The sequence below is a fragment of the Paenibacillus sp. 2TAB26 genome, assembly GCF_052115145.1.
Taxonomy (GTDB): Bacteria; Bacillota; Bacilli; order Paenibacillales; family Paenibacillaceae; genus Pristimantibacillus.
In genome coordinates, this window is record NZ_JBFRGC010000008.1 from 264,015 (window position 1) to 278,033 (window position 14,019).

Sequence of the window (14,019 nt, forward strand, 5' to 3'; positions counted from 1 at the left end):
TCTCGGTCTTATTTCTCCATCTTGTCGTAAGCTTCTTGATAGAGCTGTTCCAGCTCGTCGATCTTCATTTTTTTCAAAGTAGCCTGGAATTCCTCCCACTTATCGAAGCTGATCGCGCCAACGATAAACTTCGTGCTTTGCTCGTCGATATATTTGTCGATGTCGTTGCGCAGAATGTTAACTTTCTGAGCGTTCTCTTCATTGAACATCGGAGCAGCATAACGAATCTTCGGCATGTACGGCTCCAGCTTCGCGTATGCCTCTTGAACTTGCGGTGGATTGATGAAAGACGCTACCTTGTCGCTGATCAAGTGAGGCGCGCCGCCGCCTGCGTACGGTGTCATTTTTCCCTGCGCACCTGTTATTGCCAGAAAATCCTCTTTGTAATACGGCATGCCATCCTTCAGCTCGTAATGCTCGCCCTCTCTGCCAAAGCGCAGCAGGGTGGAGCCCTCGTCACTGTAGAAATAGTCGATCCAGCGTATAGTCGCTTCCGGATATTTGTTCACAGATGTAATAGCGAACGCTCCGAAGTCGCGTGGCACCGGCGCTACCGGGCTTTGCATCTGGTCGCCATGCGGACCAACTGGAGGAGCGGTGCCGACATATTGATTCTGGATCGGCAAGAAGTTGTTGTTCGTCTGGTCAAAGAAAAGACCCGTATTGCCTGAGCCTTGCTTAGCAAGATATTGTGCTTCCGTATGCGTGAAGATTTCCTGGTCCAGAAGCTTCTCCTTATACAACTTGTTCAAGTACATAAGCAACTCTTTGTGCTTCTCGTCGCTGCTCCAAATATTGATCTTGCCGTCTTTGATGTTGATGTTATAGCCGAGCTGCAAATCCAAGCCAAACGATCCGGCCATCATATTTACGATAGGTATCCCCGCTGCCGCCTTACGCGCAGTCATAGGAATTTCGTCCGATTTGCCGTCGCCGTTCGGATCTCCATCCCGGAAAGCAAGGAGCACTTTATATAGATCATCCGTCGTTTTGGGCTCTTCCAAGTTCAGCTTCTCGAGCCACGCTTTATTGATCCAGCGTTTGTCCGTACGCGCCGAGCCGGTCGTTACGATGCCGGGGATCGAGTAAATGTGTCCTTCCGGAGTCGTAATGCCCGAGCGGATCTCTGGATATTGCTCCATTAGGCTTTTCAAATTTGGTGCATACTGCTCAATTAAATTCTCAAGCGGAATAAGCTGTCCGGCCGTCCCGTAGCGAATAGTCTCAAGCGGATTGAGTTCCGAACGGTACAATACATCGGGAAGCTCGTTGGAAGCGAACAATAGATTTTTTTTCTCCGCGAATCCGTCTGTAGGAGCTTCGGTAAATGCTACCTGAATGTTGCTTAATTTCTCATAGTCTTGGAACACCGGCATATCTTTGAACGGCCCGTTAGCAGGCGCGATTCGCGTGAACATCTTGAGCTTGATCGGTTGCTCCACGATCGGGAATCCTTCCGCTTTAACAGCGCTTTCAGAAGCAGGCGAAGGCTGATTCTCTGTCTTTGAGCCTCCGTTGTTGTTGCTGCAGCCGGTCAGGATCAGACCGGAAACGATCATCGTAGTTAGTGCGTTTCTTCCCCAGTGTCTACGCATAAATCTGTGACCTCCAATGTTCTATTCACCGAATGGTGTAACCGTTTGCCAGCGGTGTCCACTCATTATAATTCACCCGTTTCGCCACAAAGTTATAATAATATGACTATTTACTCCACATATTTTACAACTTCGCTTCAGCTCCCCCGCCACCTAAACCGTTCAAATACGTTTGGGGCGTCACGCCGGTCATTTCCTTAAACACTCTAAAAAAATAGTTGTAGGAAGAAAAGCCCGCTTGACTGCTGATTTGCTTGAGCGAGTATTGACCGTTCTCTAGCAGCTTGCGCGCTGCATCGATTCGGATCCGGTTTAAATATTCTGAGAACGTCGACTTCGTCTCTTCTTTGAATAGTCTGCTTAAATACGATGGATTCAGGCTGATGGCGTCCGCTGCCAGCTCCAGAGTGACGCTGCCTGAATATCTTTCCAGAATGAATCCTATCGCTTGCGATACATGCCGTGAATACGGTCCCACTGCATGTGTCTCCTTGAGCAGGCTCAACAGGCTGGCATAGAAGGCTTGCAGCCATTGCTCCATCTCTCCGACGCTGTCTAATCTGCCCAATTCGCTCCTTGCAGGAAGCTTATCCATCGCAGAGCCATGCTGAGGCAGCCATTTCTTCAACACTTTATCCGCGATATGCAGAAGCTCGCTGATGATCATTTGCACGGAATGAGAGTGAATGGGCTGCCCCTTAATCGAATCGAATACGGATAAAATCAGCCGCTGCATGCCGTCCTTATCGAGCATCTCGATTGAGAGCAGCAGCTGTTTCTGCTCCTCGATGGTTAAAGAGACCCGCTGACCGTATATTCCATTTCCCCCTCCATTCACTTGGCCAGTCAGTTCCTCATTGGGTGAAAAATCAAGCAGTCGCTCTGCGGAACCGTAACTCGTTCTAAGAAGTGACAGGCTGCTGCATAAATGTCCGATGGCATAGACGCACTTTAAATTCAGGAATAGCTCCAGCGCGTGGCGAAGCTTGCTCATCATTCGGTCAGCCTCGCTTGCAGCTGCATGCTCGCTTCGTTCCTTGAACGAAAAAACGACAACCATACGTCCGTTCTCAAGGTAGGCGGCTGTACGTTCTTGTATATCACCTAGACTCTGCTGCATGATCTCAACAGCCTGCTGGACGAGCCGATTGGTCTGTACGTCGCTGCAGGATTGCGTCAGCAGCAGGAAAGGGACAATTTGTAGAGACGCTGCAGCGTAGCTCACCGTTTGAGGATATAGCCCATTCTTCCGTGCAAAGGCTTCAAGCTCCTGGGCGGACTGCGGTTTCCTTCTTACCAAATCGGCAATATAACCACGGATGAGCACCGGATTCATTCGTTCTGCCATCGCTTTCTGATCATTGCGGTTCTCCAACAGCCGATCCTCCTGCTGYAGTGCAAGAACCGCTTTGTTCAACAGGTCAATCAGCGTTGCTCCGTCGAGACGATGCTTCAGCAAATAATCAATGGAGCCATTTTTCAGGCATTCACGCACATAATCGTAGTCGTCAAAGCTGCTAAGCATAATCGTCTTAATGGCAGGATATCTTTCTTTGATCGTTCGATTTAGCTCCACACCATTCATTTCGGGCATATTTACGTCTATAATGGCGATATGCGGCGGAGACTGCTCGATCAATGCCAAGGCCATGACTCCGTTGTGCGCTTCACCACATATTTCAAAGCCGTATTTCCGGAAATTGATTAGCGTCGATAAGTTGTTGCGGACCAGCGGCTCGTCATCAACCAACAGCACTTGAAACATAACCTATATCACCTCATAATCTAATTTTTCCGTGTCCCGTAGAACGGGAAGTGTAATTACGACCTTCGTATATAGTCCCAGCTCGCTGTACAGCTTGACACCATAAGGTTCTCCATTTATGCGAACAATTCGTTCATGCACATTGCGCACTCCCATGCCACTGAAACGTGATGGAGCCTCTCCTTTGCTATGCTCGCCCAGCAGCAAATCCATCTGCTCCAGAGTCATACCTTTGCCGTTGTCCGTCACTTCGATTTTTAGGTTGTGATTCTCTTCGCAAACGCGAATCATGACCGCTCCCCCTTCCTCCAGCGAGCCGATCCCATGAATGATGGCGTTCTCCACGATAGGCTGCAGCATAAGCTTGGGCACCCGGCATTCCAGCAGGGCTTCATCCTCAATCTCCTCATACACCGGAATTGGCTGCATGTATTTATATTTCACGATGGAGATATAACTTCTTACATAGTCCAGTTCCTCTCGAACCGTAAGATATTCATTGGAATTACCTAAAACCCCGCGCATCAGCTCGATTAAAGAGCCGGATACCTCCTCGATATTGGGCACACCGTTCAGCTTGGCCAAGTATTTGATTGTATTTAGGGAATTGTATAGGAAATGTGGACGTATCTGCGCCTGAAGAGCCGTCAACTCCGCTTCGCGCTTCTCCTTCTCACTGATTCGAATTCCTTCCAGCAGCCGTTTCAATTCCTCCACCATACCGATAAAGACGTGGTACAGCTGGCCTACCTCGTCTTTCGTTTTGATTTCCTTCATTGGAAATTCCAAATTCCCGTCCTTCACCCGCATCATCATGGACTTCAGACGCCGAATATTTATGGTGATCCGGGAGGACACCTGCAGTGAGCAGATTAACACGATGGCCAAAACAAATACCGATACTTCAGCCATCAGCTTGCGAAGATTCGCAGATTCACTAAGCAGTGAATCCATCGGTATTAGCGCCAGTGTAGTCCAGCCCGTATATTCCGATGAACGTCTAACAACGGTGTAGGTTCTTCCATCTATGATCATTTCCGCTACATCGCCAGGGCCTTTGAATTCCTGCTTAATGCTTACAATCTTCTCAATAGGAGGAGCAAAAGACGGCGCTGATTCGGACTGATACACGAATCCGCCTTCTTTATCGAGCACATACAGCATGCTATCGGCGGTCGGCTTCACTCCATACGTTTTTTTGATGAAATCATAGTTTAAATCCACCATGACTACGCCGATTGTTTCGCGGTTATAACGGATTTCTCTGCCTACGGTAATGGCATCCGACACGCCGGTCTGCTTCAAATAGGCATGGCGCGATCCGTTTCCAAGCGTATAATCCATCATCTGTGACCCAAGGACCGTCCGGTCCAGCCATGGACCACCGGAGAAAAAAACCTTTCCGTTCAACCCAACAACGGCAATCCTAGAAATGTAGGGCTTATAATCGATCAGCACCGATAGAAATTCTTCAATCCGCTTCTGTTCTAAAAACCATTCGTAGCTGATCTCTTCCGATGGACTGAGCAGTGTATCGATCACCGTGTTTTTGTTAGTCACTACTACCGTGTTCAGCCGGTCGATCTCTTCCAGCATAATATTAAGGGATTCATCCGCCTGGCGAATACTATCCGATACCGAAGTAACTGCGTTATCCTTTATCGTCTCGCGCATATTCAAATAGACAATGCCAGATACGGATAATATGGAAAGCAGGGCGACTAGACTAAATGCGATGAATATCTTCCCTTGGATGCTTAAACGGGGTGATATCCATCGTTGAAGGGTGGATAACTTCATGTCGCGAAATCTCCTTTTTGAACATAAGGAAGTGTTTATCGTGTAATCGTTTTCAAATATATTGTACCTACTTGAGATTATCCAATTGTCTTTCTTAGAGTTAAGGGGGATTCCTTAAAATAAGTCTTGAATGCTCTGGTGAACGTATACAAATTCGGATACCCAAGGGACAGAGCGATCTCCGTTATCGTTGCGTCTGTATCCATTAGCAGCTGCCTCGCCTTGTCCATACGGATCTTCTGCATGTACTTCATTGGCGGCATGCCGGCTTGGCTTGTAAACACTTGGGTAAAGTAGGAACGATGAACACCCGCGAAATCCGCTACCTGTTGGACGGATATTCCCTCTGAGGCGTGCAGCTCTATGTATTTCATGCATTCATGAATCCAACCAGCAAGTTCAGCCTCTTGAGCAGGTACCGACTCCGGAATCAACCCGGCGAATAAGGCACAAATATGACTTTGCAGCTCAAGTGCACCTGCCGGATTCCACCGCTGAGCGCCTTCAAGCGTATGAATGACTTGGTCTGCCGATGCTCTGACTCGTGAGGTCAGCGCCTTCTTGCGAAACGGATGCTCATGCGTTAAACCCGCAAGCTCTAGCAACGCCATTGCCCTATCGCCATCCACCGCCAACCAGCTCATTTGAAGCGGCCGATCAGAGGGAATCATGTCGTAGAAATATTTACGATAAGGAAATAAACAAAACACGTCGCCCTTCTCCAGCTCCACCTGCTTGCCTTCGTACTGCAGCCGAATCATTCCCTCCTGCACGAAGTGAAGACTGTAGCACTCTATCCTCTTGGGTCCCACTTTATAGTTAGGCTTGGCCAAACTGCGACCCGCTCGAACCGGCCATATACGACATTCCTTTTCCAGTTGCCCAGGCGTATAGTAAATGAAATCAGCAAACTCATACTCGTATTCCTGCATCGCAGCCATCACTCCCATCCCATAATCATTTCCACATGCATATAACATAATGACAACTATATCATTTCTCACAATTCAAAATAAATCGTATGATTATAATAATTATAATAATAGTAGTAGATTGCTCTTGTCTAGTTCACCTAACATAATGCTAATTTCATTAGAAGTGAAAAAAAGCCACTGGGTGGCCGCTGCATCCAGCTAAGCTGGCGATATTAAAGAACCGAAACCCGTTGGATGAATGATCTTAATGGTTATGATTCTTTTTATTTCAGCTATTTTACTTTTAAGAAGGATACTCTGAAAATCGCCCCCCTCTTGTGGGTTTTCGTACTATAAAAAGAGTTTGGCTATAGAATTGGACTTATTCTATAAGATAATGGTTTAATATAAGCTGGTTAGGTAATATGAGGATGAACAATTCGAGGAGGAATGGCAAATGCCAACGGTTCAAGTAGAAGGAAGAAACGCCATTCAGGCAGTTGAAGGCACAAAGCTTGTGCTAATGTTAGAGGATAATGGAGTCGACGTCCTGCACCGATGCGGCGGGAACGTTAAGTGTACGACATGCGCTGTAGAAGTGCTCTCTGGAGATGCAGGCGAGATGAGCGAGGCAGAAGCGACAGTTCTTCGCAACAAAGGAATCGAGGATGCAGCTATTCGGCTATCCTGCCAAATTCGGCTGCATAGCGACCTATCGGTCCGGCTTATTAAGACAGCGACTTCTACTGGCCTGGAGCCCGGCACTCGTCCCCAAGATTAATCATTTCCCCCCGTTATAAGATGGTGGCAAAGCAAACTTCGATCATAACAATAAGTGAACTAACTCCATCTGGGTCATATCTACGGCAATAAGGGCTTCTAGCCCTTTTTTTGTTTGTATTGGTAGGAATACTGAAAAAGCCATGACATTCAAACCAGGAAATGAACACGGCCTTCTTGCTAACAGTACGGTTGTTATATCCAGTGAGTACACACATTTAGCTTATGTTTTTCTGCATTTCCACGACTGTTTTCTCTTACACTTTCTATTGACTTTAACACCTAACTCTACAGCCGTTATAGAAGTTATTTTAATATATGCTACGACACCTCTTACATTAAGAATGACGCTGCCATCTGAAATGCCCAAATAAACGCCTACATGCGATGTTCCATCAAAATGAATCCGAACATTGGGTGTTCCTACACCAATTCGCAAAAGAATTTTTAAAGTATTGCTGTTGCTTCCACTGCTTTTACCGCAGCAGCATTTATGGCCTTCGCTCTTGTGACCTTCATTTTTGTGACCTTCATTTTTGTGACCTTCATTTTTGTGGCCTTCGCTTTTATGTCCTTCGTTTTTGTGGCCTCCACTCTTGTGGCCTTCACTTTTATCGCCATGGCTCCTGTTCTTTGAGCATGTGCAACCTGAACTTCGGTCTCCTCCGCTCTTGCTTCCCCCTGTTCTCATCATTCCTATCATCTCCTTAATATTAGTAGAATTACTACTATCATATGGAGATTAATAGATTTTGGTGTGTATACGGCAGTTCAATGGGTTGGGAAGGCATACTCCTGATAGATAACCTGAAAATCTTGTGACATTCACAGACATGCTGAATAGTTTAATTGGAAGGCATATAAACTGCTCATGAGGAGAATAAGACATGGGGAATAATGTTAAGCTTTGGAAACCATCAGCGTCTAATTGCCCCCAATCGGTTCGTTCCTCCCGGAGCACATATCGATACCCAAGCAAAGGCCAACAAGCTGCGTAGAGTTCCAAGAGATAGCAGAGAGTTCTCGTGCGAGGTTCGCCGTGTAAATCGCGAGTTTCCTCCATCCTATAACTCGCTTTTCGGTACTCATCGCTGTTCTTGTGGGATCTCCTACGATCGCAAGCGCTTGTTGAAATGATCTAGTTTGAACAATGCTCCAAGTTCGATCAGGTGTCAGGCGACACCTGTTCTCGATCCAATTTGATTCACAATCATCAAGTTCGTATTCTTAATCACAGAGGGATGTTCTTAGGCTTAGCGGCCGCCGCTTCAACTTTCTTGACCTTCTGTACACTTGAAGCAATCAACATTTGGGCTGCGAAGTAAGTAGACATAATAAGGAGACCTGAATAAGGCACATCTGCGACAAACTTATTCCAAGCCAGTATCGAGTCCGATGCAACGAATAGGATCGCACCAACAATGGCAAACGCATTGCGGCTCATAATGGCCGTAAAGCACATCGCTCCAATAACGGTAATGTAGACAACGACGGGAATCCATAACCCGCTTAAGCTTTCATCCCCCGAAATACGCTCATAAAAGCGACTGCCCAGCAGCACCGAGTAAATGACGATAATCAAGCCCGCAAGCACACCGTACCAGCTCATAAGCGATTGCTGCTTAAACCAACGAGCAACCATTGCAGCCACATAAAACAAATGCCCCGTTAGAAACGCACCCAACCCGAACACAAACCACGGATCATCAGGAAGCAGTAGAAACGCATCTCCCAATAGGCTAAACAGCAGCCCTGTCAGAATCAGCTTCCTATAAACCGCTTGGCCGCGTCCATCTGGTACACTGCAAACAACGAGCGTAATAATGAGCGCAATTGGCAGAAGCTTGAATATCCAATGCAGCACCGTACTGTCCACTGATAACGTCGCAAGATGAATTACACCTGTACACACAATAAGTCCCAGCAGCCAACTCTTACGCATATGCGATCCCCCTTATTCCATCACTTTACCCGAACCTAGATACGATGTAAACGCTGACATAAACATGAATATTTTTGCTTATTCAAAGTAGAACAAAGGAATGAAATAAACAAAAATAGAGAAAGAGCAGCCTTTTTTCGTAACTTATCGCCATACCTTAATTTAAAAAAGGGCTGTCCCAAAAGTAGGATTACCTACGCTTGAAACAGACCCAGCTTTGTTTTTTGATGGAGCTTACGCAGAAGGATATCCTTCTCTTACCATGCCAATGGCTTACGAACCTTATAGCTCTTATTTAAGCCATTGGTAGTCGATTAAAATCGTAACGAACTCCAGAATCGTTAATTCGAGAAAAACAGCTCATAACACCTAATAAAGCATGATATAACGTTATCCAGATTCGTTAAAATAATATAGTTGTACTTTTCTACATAATAAGGGCAATACGGTTCGTTAGAAAAATGATTTTGGGATGGAAATTGGATCATAGCAGTGAAAGCTGCATCCTCAATTACCGTGATCTGAGCTTCTACCTTCTATGCATATGAGGCTTTTATAATATCTATCAGTCTTTACTCATTAGCTGCTGCACTTAATAAGATCTGCCCTTTCTCATATACAATATCCGATATAAAATCAGTTTTCTTCCTATCAAAATGAGCAAAATCCATTAGATTTGATATGTCTGCCCCATATAGAGATAGACTGCCGTCGCCATGATCCACGAGGGTCATGTCCTTATTTATATTTGTGTAGGGTAAGGTAACAATTTCTTTGGCAGATGGGCTAAAATAAGCTGCATGAGAGCGATGAAGGCCAGAACCCCATGAATATGTAAAATACAATTCCGAATCCCCATCGTTGTCTATATCGGCCAGAGCCATACTTGTTACGCCAAACCCGCCAAACCACTCGCCAAGCGGATAGACCACTCCTTTATATAACAAAAATGATGCGGCAGATTTATCATATTTGAAAATACTATACTCAGAGTTTTCACTAATAAATTGTGGTGTGATGTTATAACACTTATCTGTGTCGTAGCCTGAATTAAAATCCTTTTGCAAAGCTAAAAAAGCATCAACACCGTCCTGAGTTCCCACTATAGATTCTGATTCTACTATTTCCTCGTCTAGCTTCGAAATTTTGTAGATGCTCCAAATGTATTCGCTCTTTAGAGTATTGACGTTATCCTTATGTGTTTTTGCCAGCCACACCTCATCATCTAGTAGAAAAAGACGATATTCAGGATCAGCGGCCGAATCGGTTAGTACATACTCATATCTTTCTTTATAACCTAAAATATTAGGAACATTAATGCTAGGCATAAAGCTTTCATTAAACTTTTGCACATCTAAAGCTTTCCGTTCATAAACAGCCTTCATTTTCTGTTGATTGCCGGCTCCGTCGGTTATAATAAGCGAGTTTTCGGTAAATGTATAGTACTCCTTAAACCCATCGACAGCTACAAACGAGCTCAGTAAATTCATATACACCTGTTCCTCAAAGCGATAGCTGCCATACGGTTCTCCAGTCTCTTGCAGCGCCCCATTCACGATTGGATTTGTTGCACAGACGGCAACAGCAATAATACAAGCAGCGGCTGAGAATACGATCACCCGTTTTTTTGGCGTCTTAAAGCGTAGTATATTTTTGACGCGCTCACGGATGCCTGTCTCTCCAAAGGCTAGCGGACTAGCAGACGGTAAGCGGCGGTTTGCCGCAAAGGAGAGCAATGACGTGCAATAATCCTTCGCGATTCCCGAACCCGTCTCCGATAGCACCTTTTCATCGCAGCTCATCTCCATGTCTTTGGCCATTAATATAAAGGCAAGCCAAACAAGCGGATTAAACCAGTGAAAAGCAAGAACCACAAAGGCGAGCGGCTTGATTAAGTGATCTTTCCTCTTTAAATGGTAGGCTTCATGCTTCAGAATATAGACTCGTTCTTGCTCCTGAAGCCCAAAGGGAATATAAATTCGCGGTTTAATAAAGCCGAGAATAAATGGCGACCGGATGTTGTCGGACTCGAATATATGTTTATCCAGTAGGACCGCTGTAGCCATGCGGCGTTTCAATCGGAAATAGGTCACCAAGCTGTAAACAAGCAGCGCAAGAACACCTAAACACCAAAGAACTGTACCGATCTGTATCCATATTTGCAATGGATTTACGCTAGTAGTCGGGTCCGCTTGCGGCAGCGTGTCGCTTATCATGACATTTACGGTCGGTATGCCTACCGTCATCCCCGGCTTCTCCATATAGCCGATGTCCGCTGGGACGTAGCTCAGTGCCGCTTCGCCGCTCTTTTGCGCTGCGGTCATATCAAAGGGGGGAGCATTAAAGAGGCTGAGCTCAGAGGAAATAGACACCGGACAAACTAAGCGGAACAGTACAATCGCCCATAGCAAATAGGAATATTTCTTTGGTGCCCGTTTCAACAGCAGACGGATGAGAAGCAAGGCGATAATGACATAAGACGCAGTCAGGGACATATTGAGTATTTTTAGAAACAACGTTTCCATACTCAACCCTCCTTATGCTCATCAATTAGACACTTTAGCTCATCAGCTTCCTTATTGGAGAGAGCTTTATTGCCGAAAAAAGAAACGAGAAACTGGGGCAGCGAGCCCTCAAAAGTCCGTTCAATAAAATGCTCGCTTTCGTACGCCTGGATCTGCTCTTTTGGAATAATGGAGCTTACAATTGTATCCTCATTTTTAAGAAGTCCTTTTTCACACATTTTCCGAAGCACAGTATAGGTGGTTGGCTTCTTCCATCCGAGCTTCTCTGAACACAAAGTTACCAGCCTCCCGGATGCCACCGGCTCACTCTCCCACACAACAAGCATAAATCGATAATCACTTTCACACAGCTTCAAGTTACTCATAATAACCTCCTATCCGGTTTATAATCATAAACCCATGTAACGAGTTTATAACTATAAACCAGAATAGTCAATGAAAATAGGAGAGTAAGGCTAAACCACTTCTTCAACCGACACCAGGTACAATAAGCTTCCTTCACTGAAAAGCACTCGATTCTCTCGAAAATCCTGTGTTAACGGGACAAGCGGCTCGGCTTTTTCATTCAGAAAATGGATCCGGCACCCTGCGGATAAACTCCCCGGTTTTTCATTTTTCTTAAGAATATAAGTTCCGTGTTTTCCGTAACCGCCATCGAACAGAAAGTGATAACCATCCGTACAAAACCCCGAAGAGCCGGAAATCTCAGGATTTATAAAGGTGACCTTGGGCTGCTCGATTCCGCCGGAAATACAGCCCATCAAAAAGTCCGTATAATAATAAAACCAAACTTCCTCATCGCTAGCTGCATTCAACGCATAACAATCGGCGATATCCGACACTTGGTCCTCATACAATTTGTTGCCGTTCTCATCCCAAGCCAGAAGACCTTGCGCACCTATAGGTTTATCCCACCCGTTGTTTCCAAACACGCCTTCGTCGAAATAACTGGTCCAAATGATCCCTTTCTCCGTCACCTGAACACTTTGAATGCCGTCTCCAAGCAAAAACTCTCGGATCGTATTCCCTTTAAAATCACACACTTTAGCGTTCAGATCATACTTGCCTACGCCATAGTAAGAGCAGCGCGCTCCGACTAACAGTAGACGATTATGAATCGGCTGAACATAATGATAATTGAAATGTTGATCCGCAAACACTACTTCATCAACATAATCTTTTTCTACGAGCAGCACCTTGTAGGTATATGGTTTCTTTAGAGTCGATGGGACGAACATACCTCGTTCCCGTATTGGGATCTGGTTAATGAGCAAAACATACATGCAGCCATCGGAGCCAATTTGTGCCGAGACAATCTTGAAACCCTCCGTATACGCAGAAATATCAGCAAAAGGTTGAAGCGCCACCGTTTTATTAAACATGCCCATTCCTCCTTAAAGACAGCTATAAAACAAACTAACTTCTGTACTTACTAACTGAATTATGTCTGAGCAGAACGCTCCTGAACATGGCGAAAGTATGGCAAAGGAAAATGTGTTAAATGAGGTCATGTAAACCTGACCTTAGCAAGGTTTGTTTTTTAGGCATCAAAAAATACAGCGCATATGAATTACTGATCCATTATGCACTGTATTTTCAGTGTCTGACCTATGAGGTTTCTCAGCTCTTACTCTCATCGTGAAATTGAACAATCATTTTTCGGCATAGAAACGATGCTTCAAACCCAGACACGGCATCCCATTCGACGCGAATCTGATCGCCTTCATAGGCGAGACTCAGCTGCAAACAGATATTGCACTCCTCGGCTGGGCTTATTTTCTCATGCTGGATGTCTTCGAAATACAAAGCAATAGGCTGCTCCAGCCCACCTGCGGATGTATGGCTGATCGTTACATACAAGTTTTTCTGATTGCCACACAGTCCTGCAGCTTCCATACGGACCTTCGTTATTATATCGTAATGAAACGGGGGGAAGAAACCGAGCTTATCAATTACATTTTGAGCTCCCTCTATAGAAGTGAGCGGTGAGAATAGGCGTTCAAGCTGCCTTGTGTTCATTAGACTTGACTCATATTGGGGACTCGTATAAAGCAGGATGGAATCAGAACTGCAATCCACAACCGTTCCGATAAAAGCAGCCCAGTCGGGTTTACCTAAATCACCAACAGTCATTCGAACCTGATCCTGCGCACGTAGCTCTGCTGACAGATCCGTATTAACATATAGCCGATAGCCTTGCGCCTGCACCTGCCAAGCAGTATTTGAGGCAAAGCAGATTTCTTCCCGTTCTACAGAGCGAACATTAACATTCCATTCCCATTCCTTCTTCATACGTCCACCTCCAAATGAGTGAAGTATCTACGACGATCTGATTCTTCTTGCTCCAAGATCATCACCAGCAGTTGATGCACCATTCCCACTCAAATACACCCTCTCATCATACAACCGTTGACCCAGGTGTCAACGCTATTTCCATTGAATGATTAAATGGACAACCGCTAGCGAAGGTCTTAGACACTTCGGTTGTTATAAACATTCAATCTAGTGTGGACATACAAAACAAAAAGCCGGGAAGCAACTCGCATGAGTTGGGACTGACCCCTTAGCGTGAGACAAATTAAAACACCTTCAAGAAAATGCAACCATGTCGTAAGATATGGAGACAACCTTGGAGGTGTTTTTACGTTGGCAACAAGAGTAAGTTACCCAGTGGAAACAAAAATGAAAGCCATTGAAT

11 protein-coding genes and 1 pseudogene are annotated in these 14,019 nt (G+C 45.4%); 2 read left to right on the plus strand and 10 right to left on the minus strand.

Features of this window, described 5'->3' with window-relative positions; translation table 11 throughout:
- Window positions 1-8: 8 nt before the first annotated feature.
- From AB4Z50_RS11240 to AB4Z50_RS11255, 4 genes are all read right to left on the minus strand, one after another.
- Window positions 9-1,595, minus strand: a complete 1,587-nt coding sequence (locus tag AB4Z50_RS11240; protein ID WP_441878843.1) for an extracellular solute-binding protein — start codon at window positions 1,593-1,595, stop codon at window positions 9-11.
- 124 nt (window positions 1,596-1,719) lie between these two features.
- Window positions 1,720-3,360, minus strand: coding sequence for a response regulator (locus AB4Z50_RS11245; RefSeq protein ID WP_441878845.1), 1,641 nt, complete (start codon window positions 3,358-3,360; stop codon window positions 1,720-1,722).
- Between the two features lie 3 nt (window positions 3,361-3,363).
- Window positions 3,364-5,160 carry a sensor histidine kinase gene (locus AB4Z50_RS11250; RefSeq protein WP_441878847.1) on the minus strand — a complete coding sequence of 599 codons (1,797 nt, stop codon included), beginning with the start codon at window positions 5,158-5,160 and terminating at the stop codon, window positions 3,364-3,366.
- A 77-nt stretch (window positions 5,161-5,237) separates the two neighbouring features.
- On the minus strand, window positions 5,238-6,164 hold the full coding sequence (locus AB4Z50_RS11255; protein ID WP_441878849.1) for an AraC family transcriptional regulator: 927 nt from the start codon (window positions 6,162-6,164) through the stop codon (window positions 5,238-5,240).
- A 367-nt stretch (window positions 6,165-6,531) separates the two neighbouring features.
- Here AB4Z50_RS11255 and AB4Z50_RS11260 point away from each other — a divergent pair, with 367 nt between their 5' ends.
- Entirely contained in the window at window positions 6,532-6,855 is a 324-nt protein-coding gene (locus AB4Z50_RS11260) for a 2Fe-2S iron-sulfur cluster-binding protein (RefSeq protein ID WP_076268675.1), read from the plus strand.
- A 222-nt stretch (window positions 6,856-7,077) separates the two neighbouring features.
- Here the strand turns inward: AB4Z50_RS11260 and AB4Z50_RS11265 are convergent, their stop codons facing one another.
- On the minus strand, window positions 7,078-7,548 hold the full coding sequence (locus AB4Z50_RS11265; protein WP_441878851.1) for a hypothetical protein: 471 nt from the start codon (window positions 7,546-7,548) through the stop codon (window positions 7,078-7,080).
- A gap of 233 nt (window positions 7,549-7,781) precedes the next feature.
- On the opposite strand from AB4Z50_RS11265, the pseudogene AB4Z50_RS11270 reads away from it, so the two are divergent.
- Window positions 7,782-7,991: pseudogene (locus tag AB4Z50_RS11270) on the plus strand (carbonate dehydratase); the annotation flags it as partial.
- A gap of 94 nt (window positions 7,992-8,085) precedes the next feature.
- Here the strand turns inward: AB4Z50_RS11270 and AB4Z50_RS11275 are convergent.
- The 5 genes from AB4Z50_RS11275 to AB4Z50_RS11295 all read right to left on the minus strand — a co-directional run bounded on the left by AB4Z50_RS11275 (window position 8,086) and on the right by AB4Z50_RS11295 (window position 13,613).
- Complete coding sequence (locus tag AB4Z50_RS11275; protein ID WP_441878853.1) at window positions 8,086-8,796, minus strand: lysoplasmalogenase; 711 nt, start codon at window positions 8,794-8,796, stop codon at window positions 8,086-8,088.
- A 572-nt stretch (window positions 8,797-9,368) separates the two neighbouring features.
- Window positions 9,369-11,321 carry a M56 family metallopeptidase gene (locus AB4Z50_RS11280; RefSeq protein ID WP_441878855.1) on the minus strand — a complete coding sequence of 651 codons (1,953 nt, stop codon included), beginning with the start codon at window positions 11,319-11,321 and terminating at the stop codon, window positions 9,369-9,371.
- Between the two features lie 2 nt (window positions 11,322-11,323).
- Entirely contained in the window at window positions 11,324-11,686 is a 363-nt protein-coding gene (locus tag AB4Z50_RS11285; RefSeq protein WP_441878857.1) for a BlaI/MecI/CopY family transcriptional regulator, read from the minus strand.
- Window positions 11,687-11,776: 90 nt separating this feature from the next.
- Window positions 11,777-12,703 carry a hypothetical protein gene (locus tag AB4Z50_RS11290; RefSeq protein ID WP_441878859.1) on the minus strand — a complete coding sequence of 309 codons (927 nt, stop codon included), beginning with the start codon at window positions 12,701-12,703 and terminating at the stop codon, window positions 11,777-11,779.
- Between the two features lie 238 nt (window positions 12,704-12,941).
- Window positions 12,942-13,613 carry a hypothetical protein gene (locus tag AB4Z50_RS11295; protein WP_441878861.1) on the minus strand — a complete coding sequence of 224 codons (672 nt, stop codon included), beginning with the start codon at window positions 13,611-13,613 and terminating at the stop codon, window positions 12,942-12,944.
- Between the last annotated feature and the right edge of the window lie 406 nt (window positions 13,614-14,019).